General features: G+C 36.4%; 21 protein-coding genes and 1 other annotated feature. All 21 genes read left to right on the top strand.

The window, feature by feature from the left end:
* Window positions 1-8: 8 nt before the first annotated feature.
* The 21 genes from BN1066_RS17940 (at window position 9) to BN1066_RS17840 (ending at window position 20989) form a co-directional block, all read left to right on the top strand.
* A complete protein-coding gene (locus BN1066_RS17940) occupies window positions 9-779 on the top strand; it encodes a 16S rRNA (uracil(1498)-N(3))-methyltransferase (protein ID WP_077320954.1) in 771 nt (256 codons plus the stop codon).
* On the top strand, window positions 767-2119 hold the full coding sequence (mtaB, locus tag BN1066_RS17935; RefSeq protein ID WP_077320952.1) for a tRNA (N(6)-L-threonylcarbamoyladenosine(37)-C(2))-methylthiotransferase MtaB: 1353 nt from the start codon (window positions 767-769) through the stop codon (window positions 2117-2119). Before BN1066_RS17940 ends, mtaB begins: the two co-directional genes overlap by 13 nt.
* 747 nt (window positions 2120-2866) lie before the next feature.
* Complete coding sequence (deoC, locus tag BN1066_RS17930) at window positions 2867-3538, top strand: deoxyribose-phosphate aldolase (RefSeq protein ID WP_077320949.1); 672 nt, start codon at window positions 2867-2869, stop codon at window positions 3536-3538.
* Window positions 3539-3676: 138 nt separating this feature from the next.
* A complete protein-coding gene (rpsU, locus tag BN1066_RS17925) occupies window positions 3677-3853 on the top strand; it encodes a 30S ribosomal protein S21 (protein WP_019377991.1) in 177 nt (58 codons plus the stop codon).
* A 14-nt stretch (window positions 3854-3867) separates the two neighbouring features.
* A complete protein-coding gene (locus BN1066_RS17920; RefSeq protein ID WP_077320947.1) occupies window positions 3868-4317 on the top strand; it encodes a GatB/YqeY domain-containing protein in 450 nt (149 codons plus the stop codon).
* A gap of 334 nt (window positions 4318-4651) precedes the next feature.
* Window positions 4652-5980 (top strand): NfeD family protein, encoded by a 1329-nt coding sequence (locus BN1066_RS17915; protein WP_077320945.1) that lies wholly within the window; start codon window positions 4652-4654, stop codon window positions 5978-5980.
* Between the two features lie 71 nt (window positions 5981-6051).
* Window positions 6052-7047 (top strand): flotillin-like protein FloA, encoded by a 996-nt coding sequence (gene floA / locus BN1066_RS17910; protein WP_077320943.1) that lies wholly within the window; start codon window positions 6052-6054, stop codon window positions 7045-7047.
* Window positions 7048-7077: 30 nt separating this feature from the next.
* A complete protein-coding gene (locus BN1066_RS17905; protein ID WP_077320941.1) occupies window positions 7078-7608 on the top strand; it encodes a hypothetical protein in 531 nt (176 codons plus the stop codon).
* A gap of 600 nt (window positions 7609-8208) precedes the next feature.
* Window positions 8209-8493 carry a sporulation protein YqfC gene (yqfC, locus tag BN1066_RS17900; RefSeq protein WP_077320938.1) on the top strand — a complete coding sequence of 95 codons (285 nt, stop codon included), beginning with the start codon at window positions 8209-8211 and terminating at the stop codon, window positions 8491-8493.
* Window positions 8494-8503: 10 nt separating this feature from the next.
* Window positions 8504-9724: a sporulation protein YqfD gene (gene yqfD / locus BN1066_RS17895; protein ID WP_077320936.1), complete on the top strand. Its 1221-nt coding sequence runs from the start codon at window positions 8504-8506 to the stop codon at window positions 9722-9724.
* Window positions 9725-9726: 2 nt separating this feature from the next.
* Entirely contained in the window at window positions 9727-10686 is a 960-nt protein-coding gene (locus BN1066_RS17890) for a PhoH family protein (protein ID WP_077320934.1), read from the top strand.
* 67 nt (window positions 10687-10753) lie between these two features.
* Window positions 10754-12898, top strand: a complete 2145-nt coding sequence (locus BN1066_RS17885; RefSeq protein ID WP_077320932.1) for an HD family phosphohydrolase — start codon at window positions 10754-10756, stop codon at window positions 12896-12898.
* Window positions 12899-13363, top strand: a complete 465-nt coding sequence (ybeY, locus tag BN1066_RS17880; protein ID WP_077320930.1) for an rRNA maturation RNase YbeY — start codon at window positions 12899-12901, stop codon at window positions 13361-13363.
* Complete coding sequence (locus tag BN1066_RS17875) at window positions 13353-13715, top strand: diacylglycerol kinase family protein (RefSeq protein WP_245799826.1); 363 nt, start codon at window positions 13353-13355, stop codon at window positions 13713-13715. The genes ybeY and BN1066_RS17875 overlap by 11 nt, the downstream gene beginning before the upstream one ends.
* Window positions 13716-14079: 364 nt before the next feature.
* Window positions 14080-14982, top strand: coding sequence for a GTPase Era (gene era, locus BN1066_RS17870; protein WP_077320926.1), 903 nt, complete (start codon window positions 14080-14082; stop codon window positions 14980-14982).
* A gap of 281 nt (window positions 14983-15263) precedes the next feature.
* Window positions 15264-15410 carry a YqzL family protein gene (locus BN1066_RS17865; protein ID WP_077321543.1) on the top strand — a complete coding sequence of 49 codons (147 nt, stop codon included), beginning with the start codon at window positions 15264-15266 and terminating at the stop codon, window positions 15408-15410.
* 50 nt (window positions 15411-15460) lie between these two features.
* A complete protein-coding gene (gene recO, locus BN1066_RS17860; RefSeq protein WP_077320924.1) occupies window positions 15461-16204 on the top strand; it encodes a DNA repair protein RecO in 744 nt (247 codons plus the stop codon).
* Between the two features lie 49 nt (window positions 16205-16253).
* Window positions 16254-16422, top strand: a binding site (T-box leader).
* Between the two features lie 66 nt (window positions 16423-16488).
* The gene (gene glyQ, locus BN1066_RS17855; RefSeq protein ID WP_077320922.1) at window positions 16489-17367 is read left to right on the top strand and encodes a glycine--tRNA ligase subunit alpha; all 879 of its coding nucleotides are present in this window, start codon (window positions 16489-16491) and stop codon (window positions 17365-17367) included.
* Window position 17368: 1 nt separating this feature from the next.
* Window positions 17369-19447: a glycine--tRNA ligase subunit beta gene (glyS, locus tag BN1066_RS17850; RefSeq protein ID WP_077320920.1), complete on the top strand. Its 2079-nt coding sequence runs from the start codon at window positions 17369-17371 to the stop codon at window positions 19445-19447.
* Between the two features lie 93 nt (window positions 19448-19540).
* On the top strand, window positions 19541-20170 hold the full coding sequence (gene ccpN, locus BN1066_RS17845; RefSeq protein ID WP_077320918.1) for a transcriptional regulator CcpN: 630 nt from the start codon (window positions 19541-19543) through the stop codon (window positions 20168-20170).
* An 18-nt stretch (window positions 20171-20188) separates the two neighbouring features.
* Entirely contained in the window at window positions 20189-20989 is an 801-nt protein-coding gene (locus tag BN1066_RS17840; RefSeq protein WP_077320916.1) for a pyruvate, water dikinase regulatory protein, read from the top strand.
* Window positions 20990-21619: the final 630 nt, after the last annotated feature.

Here is a 21619-nt window from a genome sequence, read left to right as displayed (position 1 = left end):
GATAGCCATTGCAACGATATTTTATTCCTGAACAAACATGGTCGGATAAAACAATAAAAATAATAGGCGACGATGTTCATCATATAAAACGGGTCATGCGTTTCCAAATTGGTGATCAAATTATTTGTAATCACCCAAATGGTAAAGCTGCTGTGTGCAAAATAACTTTTTTAGATAATGATGTTGTTTATGCAGATATTACGCAATGGCTTGACCAAAATGTTGAAATGCCTATTGAGGTTGCTGTTGCACAAGCCCTGCCAAAAAGTGATAAGCTGGAGTGGATATTGCAAAAAGGAACTGAACTCGGGGCTTCCAGCTTTTTTGCTTTTCAAGCGGCTCGATCAGTTGTAAAATGGGATGATAAGCGTCGTGAGAAAAAGCTGAAGCGCTGGAATAAAATTGTTAAAGAGGCTAGTGAGCAAAGCCACCGAAATAAACTACCAAATGTTAATGTTTGTAAATCGTTAGAAGCAGTGGTGGAAGCAGCTAATAACTATGATCTGAAGTTGTTTGCTTATGAAGAGGAAGCAAAAACAAGTGATTACCGATCATTAGCTACTGCTCTATCATCATTAAAGCACAAACAGCGTTTAGTTATTTGTATCGGTCCTGAAGGCGGTTTTACGGAAAATGAGGCTGTATCATTAAAAGCAGCTGGTTTTCAAGCTGTTCGTCTTGGTCCGAGGATTTTACGAACAGAAACTGCTGTATTATATGCTTTAGCAAGCATATCGTATCATTTTGAAGAAATGGGGTGTCAGACATGCCAACAGTAGCCTTTCATACATTAGGTTGTAAAGTAAATCATTATGAAACAGAAGGTATTTGGCGCATGTTTATGGAGCGTGGATATGAGCGCGTTGATTTCGAAAAAAATTCAGATGTTTATGTTATTAATACATGCACGGTAACGAATACTGGCGATAAAAAGAGTAGACAGGTAATTCGTAGGGCAATCAGAAAAAATCCTGACGCTGTTGTATGTGTAACTGGATGCTATGCTCAAACGTCACCTGGAGAAATTTTAGAAATACCAGGAGTGGATGTTGTTGTTGGAACACAGGATCGTAAACATATGATTGATTATATTGAGAAACATAAGAAAACGAAAGAACCAGTTAATGGTGTATCCAATATCATGAAAAACCGGGTATTTGAGGAAATGGATGTTCCTGAGTTTTCAGATCGTACCAGAGCTTCCTTAAAAATTCAAGAAGGATGTAATAATTTTTGTACGTTTTGTATCATCCCGTGGTCTCGCGGTCTGCTTCGTTCCAGAGATCCAAAGAACGTAATTGAACAAGCGCAAAAACTTGTGGATGCAGGCTACAAAGAAATCGTATTAACAGGTATTCATACAGCAGGCTACGGTGAAGATATGAAAGATTATAACTTTGCTATGCTTCTAAAAGATTTAGAAACAAAAGTAAATGGACTGAAGCGGATTCGTATTTCTTCGATCGAAGCAAGTCAAATTACAGATGAAGTGATTGACGTTTTAGATCAATCGGAAAAGATTGTAAGACATCTCCATGTTCCTTTACAATCAGGTTCTGATTCTGTACTAGCTAGAATGCGCCGAAAGTACGCTACCGCTTATTACAAGGAAAAAGTGATGAAGCTTAAACAAGCCTTACCCGGCCTAGCAATTACTTCGGATGTCATTGTAGGATTTCCTGGTGAGACCGATGAGGAATTCCAAGAAACATATGATTTTATTAAAGAAATTGGATTTTCAGAGTTACATGTATTTCCATACTCGCGCAGGACAGGTACTCCTGCTGCTCGAATGGATGGACAAGTTGATGATGAAGTAAAAAATAACCGTGTCCACAAACTGATTGAACTTTCTAACCAATTAGCGAAGGAATATGCTGCAAATTATGAAAATGAAGTTCTAGAAGTGATTCCTGAAGAGCACTCTACGGATAAAGATAATCCAAATCAACTTATTGGATATACAGATAATTATTTAAAGGTAGCCTTTGATGGTACTCCAGATATGATTGGAAAGCTTGTTCGTGTTAAAATCGCTAAAGCAGATTATCCATTGAATCAAGGAACGTTTGTACGCGTATTAGATGATTTTCCATATGAAAATGTCAAGGTAAATTAATAGAAGCAACCTGGTCAAAAGTGATCGGGTTGCTTTTCTTAATTAAGTAGGAATGTATAATATTTGTTCATAGTCATACATTTTTGAAAGTAGCTTAAGCACTCAAGCATTAGTAAACTTTAATCTTCTATCTACGGTAAGCCAACGTCAGTTCGAATCTAAAGGAAGATTGACCTAAAATGGGCTTTCCGCTTAGGCGTTGGCATACCCCTGTTTTAGTGACATGTTTCTTTATCATTCATGTAAGGTGCCGTAAGACTCCCCATTCAAGAGTTATAGAAAATAAGTAGAGAAAAGATACTTAAATGCCCGATTCGTTCCGTTCGACAGGACAAGGAAAACTGCGTCAGCAAATACATCGCACGCAGAAGTGCTTTCCTTTCCAAGGATAAGGAAAGCCTCTTGAATAGGCATCGTGGTTTTTCAAGGACAGAGTTGCTACGACAGGGATACATCACGGTTTTCTAAGGGAAAAGGAGTTGAATGAAGGTTCACTTTATCTCGTCAGAAGCTGTTCAGTTCCCTACGTTGCTAACCGCTTGCTTACTAAATCTATGTAAGGCTAGCAGTTCGTGACGTCAAGTTTTTCGCTTTTATTAGTTTTGTGGCATTCTCGTTTAGAGCTAGTTTCAATTGCTTTTAAGAAAATTCGTCAATCATATTTAGTCTCGTGAATAGATTTCTATACTAATTAATGCTATGATACTTAAGAGGTACGTACAACTTAATTTAGGAAGGAAGGAAAAAATGATTAAAAATTTAGCAAAGTACATTGATCACACGCAACTGAAACCAGATACAACAAAAGAGAAAATTGATCAGATTGTAAATGAGGCAAAAGAATACGAATTTGCTTCTGTTTGTGTTAATCCATATTGGGTTTCTTATTGCTACGATAAATTAAAAACTACATCCGTTAAAGTTTGTACAGTCATTGGTTTTCCACTTGGAGCAACAACCACTGCTATTAAAGTGAATGAGACAAAACAAGCAATTAAAGATGGTGCAACAGAAGTAGATATGGTTATTAATGTTGGCGCTTTAAAATCTGGTGACGACGAAACTGTAAAAGCAGACATAGAAGCGGTAGTTAGGGCTGCAGAGGAAAAAGCACTAACAAAAGTAATTATTGAGACTTCTTTATTAACGAAAGACGAAAAAATTCGTGCTTGTAAGTTGGCAAAACAAGCAGGAGCAGATTATGTAAAAACCTCGACAGGGTTTTCTGGCGGAGGGGCCACCGTTGAAGATATTCGTTTAATGCGTGAAGTTGTTGGTCCTGATATGGGAGTAAAAGCCTCTGGTGGCGTCCGTGATCTACCAACAACGAAAGCTATGATTGAAGCAGGTGCAACTCGAATTGGAGCAAGTGCTGGTGTTTCGATTATAAAAGGAGAAAAAGGAGAAACTTCTTATTAAAACAAGCATAAAATACCTATAGTTTGGTTAGAAGCAGTTGACCAAAATAAAGGATTATATTATACTTTAAAAAGCATGTGAATTGAAAGTCATATGCTAGTACAATCTGTTTTGTGCTTCGGAGGGAGGGAAATTAGCATGTCAAATACAACTCGCGTTCGTAAAAACGAGTCTCTTGAAGATGCTCTTCGTCGCTTTAAGCGTAGTGTGTCCAAAAGCGGTACATTGCAGGAATATCGTAAGCGTGAACACTACGAAAAACCAAGTGTACGCCGCAAAAAGAAATCTGAAGCTGCTAGAAAGCGTAAATTCTAAAGAGGGTGCAATAGATGACATTACTTGAAAAATTAAATCAAGATATGAAGCAAGCGATGAAGAATAAAGACAAAGAGACCCTTAGTGTTATTCGTATGGTGAAAGCTTCTTTACAAAATGAATCAATTAAACTTGGAAAAGATGTATTATCAGAAGACGAAGAATTAACTATCTTGTCTAGAGAAGTAAAACAAAGAAAAGATTCCCTCCAAGAATTCAAATCAGCTGAACGCGAAGATCTTGTTCAAAAAACTGAAACAGAATTGCATATTTTGGAAAAATATATGCCAAAACAGCTTACAAATGAAGAGCTCGAGGCAATTGTTCAGTCAACCATCGAAGAAGTAAATGCAACTTCAAAAAAAGATATTGGTAAAGTAATGAGTGCGATTATGCCTAAGGTAAAAGGTAAAGCAGATGGTTCACAAATTAATAAACTTGTACAAAAACAGTTGAGTAACTAACAAAAGGCCCTAGTCAGTGAATTGATTAGGGTCTTTTCGTATACCTTAAGCCCAATGAAATTTAGCGTGGATTGTAATTCGACGTAGTAAAATCGATTTGTTTAGGTAGACTAATCAGTAAGAATAAAACAGAGTGTGCTTGCAAGTTATTTTATGGTATATTTTTATACTATAGGAAGTATGAAACTTTATGGTTTATAATATAAGAAAAACGATAGCTTTCGCCATAAAGACTTGGCACAAGCCAAGATTTTCTAAAATAGTTCCATTTAAATTGAAACCATTTTTAAAATTATTCGTATTAGTTAATACATATTAAAGGGGGTGAATTTATTTGCCTGCTAACAGATTTATTACATATTTTATTTTGTTTTGTGCGTTTTTCTACATCGCTTTTAACAGTGAAACCCTAATCTATGCAAATAAAGGAAGTGGGAAATCTGTTCATGTTATTCCAATTGAAAAAGAAGTAGAAAGAGGGTTACAGGCATTTCTAACCAGAGCAATAAAAGAGGCTGTGGAAGAAGGAACCGATCACATCATTTTTGAAATAAATACACCTGGTGGTAGAGTTGATTCAGCAGGAGAAATTGCCCGCCTTTTACAAGATATTAAAGTTCCTACAACATCATTTATTGTTAATAAGGCTTTGTCTGCAGGTTCTTATATTGCCTTAAATACGGACTATATTTATATGAAACCGCAAGCAACAATGGGGGCAAGTGGTGTGATTACTTCAGATGGAAACGCTGCTGATGAAAAGGCCCAATCAGCTTGGATAGCTGCTATGAAGAGTGCAGCTGAATCAAAAGGAAGAGACCCGTTATACGCAATGGCAATGGCAGATAAAAGCATTGATTTACCTGAATTAGATGCAGGCAAAGGAAAATTTTTAACGCTTGGTCCTTCCCAAGCGATAAAAGTTGGTTATTCGGAAGGAACGGTTGCAGATCGACAAGAGCTTCTTCAGGATTTAGGTTTAGAAAATGCAACAGTCGTGGAGAAAGAACCAACTTTAGCTGAGGAGATTGCCAGGTTTTTAACTCATCCGGTCGTTATCCCAATATTACTTTCTCTAGCAAGTTTAGGATTAGTAGTAGAATTATATTCACCAGGATTTGGGGTAGCAGGTATAATGGGACTTGTCTCCCTCGTGTTGTTCTTTTATGGTCATATTGTAGCAGGATTAGCCGGAATGGAAGCAGTTATTTTGCTTATTTTAGGTATCGTGCTAATTATTGCAGAATTTTTTGTTCCTGGAGGAATATTGGGACTCCTTGGGACGGCTTCGGTAATAGGTTCATTGTTTATGTCAGGCTATGATATTGGGCATATGGCTATGAGTATTGCTATTGCCTTTTTATTGTCCATTATTGTTTCTGTGATTTTATTTCGCCGAATCGGCATGGATAAAGGGATTTTTCGGCATATTATTCTTAAGGATCAAACGAGTACCGAGCTGGGTTATGTTTCCTCTGTGAACCGCTTGGAATTAATTGGTTTGGAAGGTGTTACAGTGACACCATTACGGCCGGCCGGAACTGCTGTTTTTGATGATGAACGACTTGATGTAGTATCGGAAGGTCGATTCATTGATCAAAATGAAAAGGTGAAAATTGTTAAAGTCGAAGGTGTACGCATTGTAGTAAGACAAATGAATTAGTTGTTTAACTTCATTTATATTGGTAGGCCGATAGTGTGAAGTTTTACAAATATAAATTAGGAGGTTATAAAATGGACTTGCAAAGTTTAATGCCGATAATTATTATTGCGGTTATTTTAATTGCTGTAGCTATTTTATTTACATTTATCCCAATTATGTTGTGGATCAGTGCTTTAGCTGCCGGGGTCAAGGTAGGGATTTTTCAACTAGTAGGAATGCGTCTGCGTCGAGTTGTACCTAGTCGAGTTATTAATCCGTTAATTAAAGCCCATAAAGCCGGTTTAAATGTAAAAACAAATCAACTGGAAAGTCACTACTTGGCAGGGGGAAATGTTGATCGAGTTGTAAATGCCTTGATTGCTGCGCATCGTGCTAATATTGAACTTCCGTTTCAACGCGGTGCAGCAATTGACCTAGCTGGACGAGATGTTTTAGAAGCAGTACAAATGAGTGTTAATCCAAAAGTAATTGAAACTCCTTTTATATCCGGAATTGCGATGGATGGAATTGAGGTAAAAGCGAAAGCAAGGATTACTGTCCGTGCTAATATTGACCGACTCGTCGGGGGTGCTGGAGAGGAAACAGTCATTGCCCGTGTCGGAGAAGGTGTTGTAAGTACAATCGGTAGCTCTCATTCTCATACAGAGGTATTAGAGAATCCTGATTCCATTTCTCATAATGTACTAAATCGCGGTTTAGATGCAGGTACTGCTTTTGAAATATTGTCCATTGATATTGCTGATGTAGATATTGGCAAGAATATTGGGGCAATACTGCAAACGGATCAGGCTGAAGCTGATAAAAATATTGCACAGGCAAAAGCGGAAGAGCGTCGTGCGATGGCGGTTGCTCAAGAACAGGAGATGCTTGCACGAGTTCAGGAAATGCGTGCAAAAGTAGTGGAAGCAGAAGCAGATGTACCACTTGCACTTGCCGAAGCATTAAGATCTGGACATCTTGGCGTAATGGATTATATGAATTACAAAAATATTGATGCAGATACGGATATGCGAGGCTCTATAGGAAAGCTTACCAAAAATAACAGCGATGACCATGAACAAAATTAAACGTTCAGCAATCGAAAAGGAGGGGGTTTGATGGAAGAGATTGTTGACCTGATTTTTAGTAATATTTTTGTAGTTTTAGCTATCGTTGCAGGGGTTATTGGATTTTTAAAAAACAGTATTTCAAAAGAACAAGAAGCGGAAAAGAAAGATACAAGACCAAAACGTCAAAATCGACCAACCTCTCCTTTTGGCGGGGAAATGAAAAGGCAATGGCATGATCCGACAAAACGGCGGCAGCTTCCCAAAAAGGAAGCTCCTACTATGACAAACACTACCTCTACGCAAGAGCTAAAACCACAAATGGATCAGTTAGTGAAACAAGTTGAAACAAGCTTTATGGAAAACGTCGACGAGTTTTCCAGTAGTGCGTATTCTACTACTTTAAACCGATCTCTAAAAAGCAAACCTAAGAGCGATCAATTAAGAACGAAAATGAAACGTCAAGTTTCAAGTAATTTGACGCAAAAAGGGCTGGTTAATGGAATTATTATGGCAGAAGTGTTAGGTCCGCCAAGAGCGAAAAAGCCTTATCGTAGTGTTTTGGCTGAACGAAGAAAATAATTTCGAAACAATGAAAGCCATTTGGTGTATGCGCCAAATGGCTTTCATTGTTTCGAAATTATTTTCGTTTCTACATAGTAAGCATGGTCTAGCTGAAGCACTCGTGCTGATAGCAAGCTCTGTTCTTCTTCATCCGATAAGTCAACATCGGCTTGAATCTAAAGGAAGGCCAACTAAAAGCGGCTTGCCGCCTATCATCGGCATACCCCTGTTTTAGAGGTATGTTTCCATTAGCTCTACAAAAGTTCTGCTGTTTGTACGTCGCTTACCCGAACGCTTTCGCTTTTTTCTTCTTGAAAAGAAGAGCTCTTTTCTGCGTGCGAATTATCGCTGACGTAGCTTTCCTTGCCCTTGAAAAACCGCGATGCTTATTCGAGAAGCTTTCCTTGTCCTGGCGACCTAAACAATGGGCATGCAGCTACCGTTACCTCCTACTTAATCGTCTCGTATTCTTTACAATTCTTGAACTCCCAAAGGAATTCATGAAAGTAGTATTCGCTTTATCCATATATTTTTTTGCTTCACTGCTAGTTTTTCTCCTTAACTGTTCTTATCTCTTCTGTTATTTCATAAATATAAATGTGAGAGGGGGCTGCATTTGTGAAAAAATGGCATCAAGGAATCCGACCATGGTTAACGAAATATTTTGCACTTCCTTCAGATGTAGTACTTGAACTTCCTAGAATTACTGTAATTGGCCATATACATGTTTATATTGAAAATCATAAGGGTGTAGCTACGTATTCTGATAGCGAATTAAAACTAAGAGCGAACAAAGGTTTTATTAGGATTACCGGCTCATCATTTGTATTAAAATTAATGCTTCCAGAAGAGATATTGCTAGAGGGTACTATCAAAAATATTACTTTTATACCAGACGATTAAGGAGGAGGACATGAAGCAAAAAGAAGAATCCATTATAACAGGTTCTGTCACAATTTCCGTTAGTGGAAACAAACCAGAGCTTTTTTTCCAGCATTGTACAAGTTATGGAATCCGCATCTGGAATGTCACAAAACCCAAAAGTGATACCTGTAACGGTACAATCCGGTTAAAAGATGTAAAACATATTAAACGCTTAAGGCGAGGAACAAATTATAAAATCAAGTTTATCGATCGAAAGGGTTACCCATTTGTTATCCGTCGTTATTTACGAAAAAAAGAATTAATTATTGCTTTTATTTTAAGTATGTTACTTATATTTGGGTTATCTAATATCGTGTGGGAAGTAAAAATTACAGGCGTCCCAAAAGATATTGAAGAAAAAATAAACAAACAGCTAAATCAATACGGTATTCATCCTGGATCATGGATTTTTTCACTTGATTCACCAAAGGAAATTCAGCAACAGTTATTAGATGATGTTCCTGAGTTATTGTGGGTGGGGATTGACCAAAAGGGCACTACTTTTTATTTAGAAGGTGTGGAGAAGGTTGTTGTGAAGGAAGAAGAGAAGAAGAATCCAAGAAACTTGATTGCAGCAAAAAAGGGGATTATCAAAAAGATGTATGTTTCCCAAGGAGTAGCGCAAGTAGAAGTGCATGATTTTGTTGAAAAGGGTGACTTACTTGTTTCAGGAAAGATGGGTATGGAAGCAGATAATAATGAGGAAAAAAAAGATAAGAAAAGGAAAATCAGGTATGTTGCTGCCGATGGTGAAATAACCGCTACTACATGGTATGAAGTTAAAGTGACAGTACCACTAGAAACAAGTACGGAACGCCTAACTGGTAATCAGGAAGAAAAATATCATATTGCCTTTAGCGATGTTAAATTACCGGTATGGGGGTTTGGCTCTCCTGAATTTACTGAAATTTATCGAGAAGAGATGGAAAAACCGCTTCGTTTTTTAAAATGGGACTTGCCTATAAAATTTATTGAAACAAAACTTTATGAAAAAACGTATACTAACTATAAGCGAACAGAAAAAGAAGCAATAGAAGTTGGGATGAAACAAGCAAAAGAACAATTAAAACTACAATTAGGTCCTGAAGCTAAAATCTTGTCAGAAAAAGTTTTGCATGAATCTATACAGAATGGTAAAGTTAAACTACACTTATATATAAGTGTAGAGGAAAATATTGTTGAAGCACAACCTTTAGGTCAAGGAGATTGAGTATGCCAGAAAATCTTACAGTAATTGATTTACAATTAACAAGTCCAAATGAAGCATTAGCACTGTTTGGAAATAATGACAAGTATCTTCATCAACTTGAAGAGCTGCTTGATGTTTCCATCACTACAAGAGGAGAACTTGTGCATGTTTCTGGAGAGGAACAGACGGTTACTTTAGTTCAAGATATATTATCAGCATTGCTATCTGTTATTCGTAAAGGATTAACGATTACAGAGAGAGATGTAGTGTATGCAGTAGATTTAGCAAAAAAAGATAAAATCAACCAATTTGAAACATTGTTTGAAGATGAGATAACAAAAAATGTAAAAGGAAAATCAATTCGTGTAAAAACGTTAGGACAAAAGAAATATGTTTCTGCTATAAAAGCAAATGACCTTGTATTCGGAATAGGGCCTGCTGGTACAGGAAAAACATATTTAGCTGTTGTTATGGCTGTTCATGCTTTAAAAAATGGTTTTGTCAAGCGGATCATTTTAACAAGACCTGCAGTTGAGGCTGGTGAAAGTTTAGGATTTTTACCGGGTGATTTGAAAGAAAAGGTAGACCCGTACCTACGACCACTTTATGACGCTTTACATGATGTATTAGGTGCTGAGCATACGATGCGGCTTATCGAACGGGAAACGATTGAAATAGCACCACTTGCATATATGCGAGGTAGAACACTGGATGACGCGTTTGTCATTTTGGATGAGGCACAAAATACCACACCGGAACAAATGAAAATGTTTTTAACTCGACTGGGTTTTGGTTCGAAAATGGTCATTACTGGAGATATTACACAAATTGATTTGCCTAAAGGGGTACAATCAGGGTTAATAGTTGCAAGTTCATTATTGTCTGAGGTAAAAGGAATCGGCTTTGTATATTTAGAGCAAACGGATGTAGTAAGGCATCCACTCGTGCAGCGAATTATTGAAGCTTATGATAAGCATAAGTAACTGATGTCAGGTAAGGCCCGAACACTGGGTCTTATTTGCATCATTTGCTTAGGAGAGGAGGATCGCAGTGGAGAAAAAGAAATTTAACCCACGTAGTTGGTTTGTATTTAAACAGCGATACAGTAAGTGGAGCATTATAACAGTTGCAACTCTCCTGCTAGGCTTGTTTTTCTTTTTTTTGACTATTAATAATGTACATACAGAAATTTATGAAATTGAACGTTTCAGTAGAGCAAAAGAAACGATTCGCTCTCCTGTAACGATAGAAAACGAACAGGAAACGGAACGAAAGACAAGAGAGACCGTTCAGTCTGTTGAAGATAGATATAATATTGATCAAGAGGTTACTGATGAACGAATTGCATATACAAAGGAAATTTTTGCGGCCATTACTAAACTTGAAGAAGAGTTGAAAACATCTGGTAAAGAAGATAAAGGTAAATTAGAACCGCTTACAAATAAAGAAAAGATTCAACAACTAAAGCAAATCTTATCACCGGAAATCAAAGAGGGTGTAAGTGATGATTTACTATTACAGCTTATGCAAGTGCCAAAGGATGAACGAGATAAAGGAGAAAAACTGTTTCTTCATTCTTTATCTGATACGTTAAATAATGGCGTGCGCACAGAAAATACTCAAAGTGCTATCTCTAATTTGAAACAAGATATTAAGTATGCTGAGTTAGATGCAAATTTAAAAGAAGCGCTAACTCGATTAAGTGAATTTGCAGTTGTTGAGAATTCATTTTTTGATGTCGATGAAACTGCAAATGCAAGGAAGGAAGCAGCTAGTAATGTTGAACCAGTAGTAATTCGGGCTGGAGAAATCATTGTTCGGGAAGGACAGGTTATTACAAACGAAGTATATGAAAAGCTAAAGCTTGTTGGTGTACTGGATAAAGAACGAAATTTATTTCCAGTAATTGGATTATCTTTATTAATTTTACTTATTTGTAGTGTAATTGCTCATGAAATGAATTGGTTAGCAAAGCAGGAGCAATTAAATAATCGAACCGTTGTCACACTCACTATTATTAGTGTGATCATGGTTGCCTTAATGAAAATCGCAAGCATTTATACAACACAGGTAAATCAGCTGTTTTACGTGATGCCAATTGCTACTGGAGCCTTGTTAATCAAACAGCTCATTCATGAACGAACAGCCATCATTTTTAGTTGTCTATTTGCAATTTTAGGCAGTATGATTTTTAATAATCAAATACCAGGCTCCTTAAATGTTGAGACTGGTATCTACTTTTTACTTTCGCAGCTGGCAGCTATTTTCTTTTTGCGTAACGTCAAGGATCGACTTGCTGTTGTAAAAGCTGGATTAGGTATTGGGGTTGTTAATATTGTTATCGTACTATTATTTATATTTCTGTCGTTTGAGAAATATGCCCTCGGTGATATTTTTATACAATCATCGCTTGCTACCGCATCAGCACTTTTATCAGCAGTTTTAACGATCGGTTTACTACCATATTTTGAAACAGCTTTAGGAATTTTATCAGATATAAAATTACTTCAATTGTCAAATCCGAACCATCCGTTATTAAAAAAACTATTAACAGAAGCACCGGGAACCTATCATCATTCTATTATGGTTGCCAATTTAAGTGAAACTGCTTGTGAAGCAGTTGGAGCAAATGGTTTATTAGCACGTGTGGGCTCTTATTATCATGATTTAGGAAAAACAGTTGCACCTCATTATTTTATTGAAAATCAATTAGCAATTCGAAATCCACATGATTTTATCGAACCAGAGGAAAGTGCTAAAATTATTATTAGTCACCCATATGACGGAGCAGAGATGTTGAAAAAATATCGACTTCCGAAAGAGATTATTGATATTGCAAAACAGCATCATGGCACATCGTTATTAAAGTATTTTTATATGAAGGCTAAAAAGGAAAACGAAGAGGTGCAAGAACTAGCTTATCGTTATCCAGGTCCAAAGCCACAAACAAAAGAAACGGCGATTATTAATATTTGCGATTCTGTTGAGGCGGCAGTAAGGTCGTTAAAAGAACCTACAGAAGAAAAAATTGAGCAAATTGTTGCTTCTATTATTCAAGATCGATTAACAGATGGACAATTTGATGAGTGTCCGTTAACATTAAAAGAATTGCATACGATTCAAGAAACAATCTGTGGAACATTGAAAGGGATTTTTCATTCCCGCATTCAATATCCTGAGAAGGAGGTAAAGTAAGTGTACATTGATTTCCATGACCATACGAACTCTGTTGAGAGTGATTATATTGATATGATTCAACGGCTTATTACATTCGCTGCTGATAAAGAAGGAGTTTCGCAGGAGGCAGAGCTTTCCATAAATTTTGTCGATAATAAAAAAATTCAAGCGTTGAATCGTAATTATAGACAAATAAATAAACCGACTGATGTACTATCTTTTGCTATGCAGGAAAATGGGGAAGGAGAAATTGATATTCTAGATGAAGACCTTCCTCTCTTACTTGGAGATATAGTCATATCTGTTGACAAAGCAAAAGAGCAAGCGAAAAGCTACGACCATTCTTTAGAAAGGGAGTTATGTTTTTTAGCACTGCATGGTTTCCTTCATTTAATTGGTTACGACCATATGACAAAAGAAGATGAACAACAGATGTTCTCAAGACAAAAAGTTATTTTAGGTGAATTTGGCATTGAAAGGTAAACAGAAGTTTATTGGTTTCGCTTATGCTTGGCAGGGGATTTTATTTGTCATTCGAAATGAACGAAATTTTCAGCTTCATTTATTAGCTGCTGTTATTGTTATACTTGCTGGGACGCTGTTACATCTTAGTATGCTGGAATGGGTTGTTATCATTGTTGCTATTACTAATGTATTAATTACTGAAATGATCAATAGTGCCCTAGAAGCGATAATGGATTATTTGAGTTTGCAATTTCATCCAGCTATTAAAAAAATTAAAGATATGGCAGCAGGGGCGGTACTTATTGCGGCTATTGCTGCCGCTGCCATTGGCTGTATTATCTTTATTCCAAAGATTATATCAATCGTATAAAAGCCGGTTACGAACCGCAATCTAACGATAGAGCAACAGTTCGTAGCCGGCTTTTGCTGCGTTAATTAACATCATAGAAGCTTCATCCGCTGGGTGAACATTTAGGGTGCTACATATAAGTGTAACTAGACAGTGAGTTTATATTAAAGGCTTGATATGCTAAATGTTTTAACAATATAAAAAAGGGAATAAAATGTTGATAAAAGTGGTTTTGGTCCACAGTTAAACGTGAAATTTGTCAATAAAAATGCTATTGTTGAGAGAAGAACCAAAAGTTTTTAAAGCTTTTGTCGATTATATGAAATGAGTGCTTTTTTGTAGTATTATATGATTAAGCATATCTAAAATTCGCGGAGGCAACAACATGAACAAACCATTTAAATCTGGGTTTATAGCAATCATTGGTAGACCAAATGTTGGAAAATCAACGTTTATGAATCAGGCAATCGGACAAAAAATTGCTATTATGAGTGATAAACCGCAAACTACAAGGAATAAGATTCAAGGCGTGTTAACACAGCCAGATGCGCAAATGATTTTTATTGATACACCTGGTATTCATAAACCAAAGCATCGGCTTGGAGAATTTATGGTAAGAACGGCTGAAAATACGCTGAATGAAGTAGATGTTATTTTATTTATGATAAATGCTAAGGAAGGGTATGGAAAAGGAGATCAATATATTATCGATTTATTACAAAAAGTAAATCGACCTGTGTATTTAATTATAAATAAAATAGACCTTATTCATCCTGATGAATTATTACCCTTGATTGAACAATACAAGGATAAATATGATTTCGCTGAAATTATTCCGATTTCTGCTTTACATGGAAATAATGTGGCTCATATGCTTGAAGTTATCAAGCAACAGCTGGATGAAGGTCCAAAATACTACCCTGATGATCAAATCACAGATCATCCGGAACGTTTTATTATTAGCGAACTAATAAGAGAAAAGGTGTTACATTTTACCAGAGAAGAGGTTCCGCATTCTATAGCTGTTGTCATTGAAAATGTGGACCAAAACGGAAATAATAAGTTGCTTATTCAGGCTACCATTGTTACTGAAAGAAAAACACAAAAGGGTATATTGATTGGTAAACAAGGAAGTATGTTAAAAAAAATTGGCAAAGCTGCGCGCAAAGACATAGAAGCTTTATTGGGCACAAAGATTTATTTAGAACTTTGGGTTAAAGTAAAGAAAGATTGGCGTAATAAACAAAGTCAGCTCCATGAATTTGGTTTCCGTAGTGACGAATATTAAAGACTTGACAATATTAATAGAACGACATTTTCCCTTTACATGCTTCATATAAGAAACGATTAAAAGAGTAGAGAAGTTGGGAGTATACCGTAGCCGGTGAACGTTAGCATGACTAGTCAGAATTTACTTGGAAAAAAATAAAAAACACATGGTATCTCGAAATTTTTAAACATCCTTTTTAACAAAATACATGGTAAATTTTTATACTAATTCTTTTATCTGTTGTGGTCATTCTAATAATAGGTTCCATTTTCAAATATTGAAGAAAGGTGGGGTTTATGGTGATCGATTTAACCTGGAAACTATTTAGTCAAACAGGAAATATTGAAACCTATTTGCTAATGAAAGAGTTAGAAAATGAACAAAACCCTCTTAGACCTAGACAACGTGAAGATCAAAACAGAACTCCAATCGATACGAAGTTGTAAATAACTGTAGCTAATGAAAGTAGCTTCCTTAGTAAGAAAGGTGAAGTTAATTGCTTGAAAAGATACAAGGTATTGTATTAAAAACACGAGATTACGGGGAAACGCATAAGATTGTAACGATTTATAGTAAAAAAATTGGGAAGCTCTCAGCAATAGCAAAAGGGGCAAAAAAGCCAAAGAGCAGAATGGCTGCTGTAACGCAGCCATTCATATACGCTGAATTTTTAATGTATATAAACAAAGGGTTAAGCACGATACAACAAGGCGATATTCTTTATTCCTTTCGATCCATTCGTGAAGATATTATTAAGACTGCATACGCAGCTTATGCAGTCGAACTTACGGATAAATTATTAGATGATAAACAGCCAGATCCTTTTATTTTCGATCAGCTTTATCAAACTATGTCATGGATTGAAAAAGAGGAGGATTCTCGTATTCCCCTTATGATGTATGAAATAAAGCTATATAAGAAAGGCGGCTTTGCTCCAACATTGACCCACTGCTCAAATTGCAAACAACGACATCTTCCTTTTGCGTTCTCTATTAAAGAGGCGGGGCTACTATGTTCATCTTGTCGAAGCATGGACCCCCAAGCTGTTTTATTACCAGATGCTGTTGCAAAATTATTACATATTTTTTCTACTGTTGAGCTTAAGCAAGTAACCAGTATATCAGTAAAAGAGGAAAACAAACAACTGCTCAGGCAATTGTTAGATAACTATTATGATTATTATGGAGGATACTTCCTGAAATCGAGAAGATTTTTACGTCAACTGAATTCAGTGAAATAAGTTGACAGGTCTTACAGTTTCCCTTATTATTTGACATAGAATATTATAAGTTTATGCGAAGATGAAGAGGAGTACTGTTGAAATCTCTATAGCGAGTTCAGAATGGTGGGAGCTGAGCGAGAAGACAATTAGGAAGGGCGCTTCGGAGCATGTTGAATAAAGCGGCTTATAAGTTATAAGCAAGTAGGGTGGAACCGCGGATTAACCCCGTCCCTATGTCTATTCGCTAGACATGAGGGCCGGGGATTTTATATTGTATTAACTGTATTGGAGGATGCGCACGGATGAATATTCAAGAAATGATCTTAACACTACAAAAATATTGGTCTGAACACAATTGTATTTTAATGCAAGCATATGATGTCGAAAAGGGAGCAGGTACGATGTCACCTATGACATTATTACGAAGCCTAGGTCCAGAGCCTTGGAATGTAGCTTATGTTGAGCCTTCAAGAAGACCGGCAGATGGGAGATATGGCGAAAATCCAAATCGGCTATATCAGCATCACCAGTTTCAAGTTATTATGAAGCCTTCTCCAGATAATATTCAAGAGCTCTATTTAGCATCTTTAGAAAAATTAGGCATTGATCCGCTTGCTCATGATATAAGGTTCGTAGAGGATAATTGGGAGAATCCGACATTGGGTGCAGCTGGATTGGGTTGGGAAGTTTGGTTAGATGGGATGGAAATTACACAATTTACCTATTTTCAGCAAATCGGTGGCTTAGAAGCGAATCCAGTTTCAGTAGAATTAACGTATGGAATTGAGCGGTTAGCCTCGTATATTCAAGACCAAGAGAATGTATTTGATTTAGAATGGACAAATGGAGTGACTGTAAGAGATATCTTTTTCCAACCGGAATATGAACATTCTACGTATACATTTGAAACATCTAATACAGAAATGCTTTTTGAGCTGTTTACTAATTATGAACGAGAAGCAAAGACAACAATGGAAAAGGGCCTCGTATTCCCTGCATATGATTATGTGCTCAAATGCTCGCATACATTTAATCTTTTGGATGCTAAGGGCGTCATATCTGTTACTGAACGAACAGGATACATTACAAGAATCCGAAATTTAGCAAGAGGAATTGCCAAAGCTTATGTTGCTGAAAGAGAACGATTAGGGTTCCCTATGCTGAAAAAGGAGGAGCAATAACATGACAAAGGACGCTTTATTTGAAATCGGATTAGAAGAGTTACCAGCTCGATTTATTGATGATGCTGAACACCAATTAAAGGAAAAAACCGCAGCTTGGCTGGAGGGATTACGTATACCTTTTGAAAGTTTAACAACGTATTCTACCCCTAGACGGTTAGCTGTACTTATAACAGGTCTATCTGAAGAGCAAACAACGATAGAGGAAGAAGTAAAAGGGCCAGCTGAAAAAATAGCTAAAGATGAATCTGGTAATTGGACAAAGGCAGCGATTGGGTTTTCGAAAGGACAGGGGAGGTCAGTAGAAGACATTTATATCAAGGATTACAAGGGTACACCTTATATATATGTGAAAAAGCATATTGAAGGGAAACCAACCAAAGAATTATTACCTGGTTTTCGAGATATTATTACCTCCATAACTTTTGGTAAAAATATGCGCTGGGGAACACATTCCTTACGTTACGCACGTCCAATCCGCTGGTTAGTTGGTTTGTTTGGATCCGAAATTATTCCATTTGAAATAGTAAATGTATTAAGCAGTAATGTTACTTATGGTCATCGCTTTTTAGGAGAAAAAGTAATCATTGATGTTCCGGCTAACTATGAAGAAATAATGAATCAACAATATGTTATGGTAGATGCCCAAAAACGGGAAGCCTTTATTTTACAAGGTATTCATAAATTAGAGCAAGAAAAATCCATACAAATCCCGGTAGATGAGGATCTACTAAACGAAGTTCGGAACTTAGTAGAATATCCTCACGTATTTCTTGGTGAATTTGAAGATGAATTTTTAGCGATTCCTGAAGAAGTATTAATTACATCCATGAAGGAACATCAACGATATTTTCCTGTGCGATCGCAAACAGGAGAATTACTTCCCTACTTTGTTGGTGTACGCAATGGTAATGGGGACCATTTGGAGACAGTTATTAAAGGGAATGAAAAGGTATTACGTGCCCGTTTATCGGATGCTGCTTTTTTCTATGATGAAGATCGGAAGCAATCGATCGATTATTACTTATCTAAATTGGAACGTGTAGTCTTTCAAGAACAACTTGGAACGATACACGATAAGGTAAACCGATTAATTTCCTTGACAAAGCATATTAGTCAATGTTTAGCACTATCTGCGGATGATATGGAAAAAGCATTACGTGCTGCAGAAATTTGTAAATTTGATTTAACGACAAGTATGGTTAATGAATTTACTGAATTACAAGGAGTTATTGGTGAAAAATATGCACGCTTCTACGGTGAAGATCACATCGTAGCAAAAGCTGTTCGTGAGCATTATTTACCAAAACAAGCAAATGATGATCTTCCAGAGACAGGAATAGGGACGATTATTAGCATTGCGGATAAGCTAGACACAATTACAGGATGTATAGCTGTTGGTTTACTACCAACTGGCTCACATGATCCTTATGGGTTACGTCGTCAAGCTATTGGCATTTTAAGAATGATTCATCAGAATAAGTGGCATATTTCGATAGAAGAGCTGATTCAATTAGCATTGACTGTACTTACTGAATCAACCGTCCAAATCACTCAAAAGGAATCAGTTGCTGTAAATATTCAGGACTTTTTCTTACAACGTGCCGCTTATCTTTTTAAGGAAGCAGGAATCGAACAAGATATTACTCAAGCTGTACTGCATGAACAGATTGGTGATTATGAATATAGTTTAGCAAAAGCTAATCTGTTGTCATTAAAGAGAAATGATGATAATTTTAAAGCCATTCAGGAAGCGTTTGTTCGAGTTTTAAACTTGGTGCAAAAGTCAGAAGCAGGTGAGATCAATCCAAATTTATTTAAAACGGAATCCGAAAAAGTATTATACCAAAAATTTTGTACGGTTGAAGAAGCGTATCATACAACATCTAGAAACGCTGAAAAAGATTTACAATTACTTGGGCAACTGGCAACTCCAATTCATGCGTTTTTTGATCATAATATGGTAATGGTGGACAACATTGAAATTCGCAATAATCGTTTAGCATTACTTTACCAAATTGCTACGTTAATCAAGCGTTATGCAGACTTAACTAAGATTGAATGGAAGCAAAGTTTTTAATTAAATCTTGCTTAAATAGCCGGTATGATTCTCATTCCTGCTTAATTCGTCTATAATAGTATATGGGTTACATCGTTTGTAGGTGGTGAGGGAATGGAATTATCAAAAAGGCAAGAAGAAATCATTGAAATTGTTAAAGCAAATGGACCAATAACTGGAGAAAACATTGCAGAGCATCTTCATTTAACAAGAGCAACGTTACGACCAGATCTAGCTATCCTAACGATGGCGGGCTTTCTTGACGCCCGTCCTCGGGTCGGCTATTTTTACACAGGTAAAACCGGAAATGAGTTGCTCACCGAACAGGTGAAAAAACTAAAGGCTCATGAATACCAACATGTACCAATTGTTGTAAAAGAGAGTGCTTCTGTTTATGATGCAATTTCAACGATGTTTTTAGAGGATGTAGGAACACTGTTTGTCATAGATGACAAAGCCTGCTTAGCAGGGGTGTTATCACGAAAAGATTTATTGCGAGCCAGTATAGGAAAACAGGATTTAAATTCAATCCCTGTTCATATTATTATGACTAGAATGCCGAATATAACGGTATGTCGAAAAGAAGATCCATTAGTAGACGTAGCTCAGAATTTAATTAATAAACAAATTGATGGTATACCGGTTGTTAAGGATACAGATTCAGGCTTAGAAGTTGTTGGTCGAATAACAAAAACAACCATTACAAAAGCATTTGTTGAACTGGTGCTGGGCGATCATATCTAAGTTGAGAGGAGTAGATTCATGTATACACATACCGTCTATATATTATCCGATTCTGTCGGGGAAACAGCAGAATTGGTAATTAAGGCAGGCTTAAGCCAGTTTAATCATGGTTCTTACAAGATTCAACGAATTCCATACGTAGAAGATAAAGCAACCATTGATGAAGCATTACAGCTTGCTAAGGAAGGTAAAGAACTTATTGGTTTCACACTTGTTGATCCAATGCTTAGAAACTATTTAAATGAACGTGCGAAGCAATTGAATATAGAAGCGATTGATATCATGGGGCCTGTGTTAAAATCGATGGAGCGCATATTTGATCATTCGCCGAGATTAGAACCAGGCTTAGTCCATAAACTGGATGAAGATTACTTTAAACGAATAGAAGCGATTGAATTTGCAGTAAAATATGATGATGGACGTGATTCAAGAGGCATTGCAAGAGCAGATATTGTGCTTATAGGTGTTTCTCGCACCTCAAAAACTCCTCTTTCTCAATACTTGGCCCATAAAAGATTAAAGGTTGCTAACGTTCCAATTGTGCCAGAAGTCGATCCTCCTGAAGAGCTATTTGAGGTTGATCCGGCAAAGTGCATTGGACTTCGAATAAATGCAGATAAACTATATGAAATTCGTAAAGAACGATTAAGAGCTTTAGGTTTAGGAGAACAAGCAACTTATGCAAATCTTGACCGGATTCAAAAAGAACTTGATTATTTTGATGAGATCGTAAAAAAAATTGGCTGTAAGGTAATCGATGTTTCGAATAAAGCTGTGGAAGAAACAGCCAATAGTATTAGACAAATCGTCCATAAATAAACATACATTATAGCTTCAAAAACATTCTATCTTCATAGAATGTTTTTTGACCTTATAGATTATCGATGTTTAAACACGAATCATCAGTTGCTAAAGATGATGTATGTTTTAACTTTAATAGCTAAAAGAGAAGATCATTAAAATTATGATTAGGAAACTAAACTATTGGTAATAATGAAATCTTAAGAGCATTTGAATAGCATTTTTTTTCGAAGTATACTATAATGTTTTTTTGGACTGTACAAATGTAGAGTTTTTTAAGAAGTCAGTCAAATAAGGTATTTAACCTTACCCCATATATTTTAAAAATAATATCTTTTTATACTATAAGAAAGTATAAAATTTTAAGGGTTTATCCCTCATGTAAGGTGCCGTAAGACTCCTGCTTCAAGACCTGAGTTGATACAAAGAGTCTAAGTGGGAGAAAACGGCACCTAAATGCCCGATTGGTTCAAGGGCCTTTAGGTTCTTGTGGTACTAACATTCAGTAGGAGAGGGAAGAAAACTCCTACTAAATGAAGTTTCACTTTATCGTATAAGAAAAACGATAGCTTTCGCTAAAGACTGGCGATAAGCCAAGTTTATCTAATGTGGAGTGATGAGATAAAGCAGGAATTTTAAATAGTTCTT

Origin of the sequence: Virgibacillus proomii (assembly GCF_900162615.1) — a bacterium.
Classification (GTDB): domain Bacteria; phylum Bacillota; class Bacilli; order Bacillales; family Amphibacillaceae; genus Virgibacillus; species Virgibacillus proomii.
This window is presented reverse-complemented; position numbering and strand designations above follow the sequence as displayed.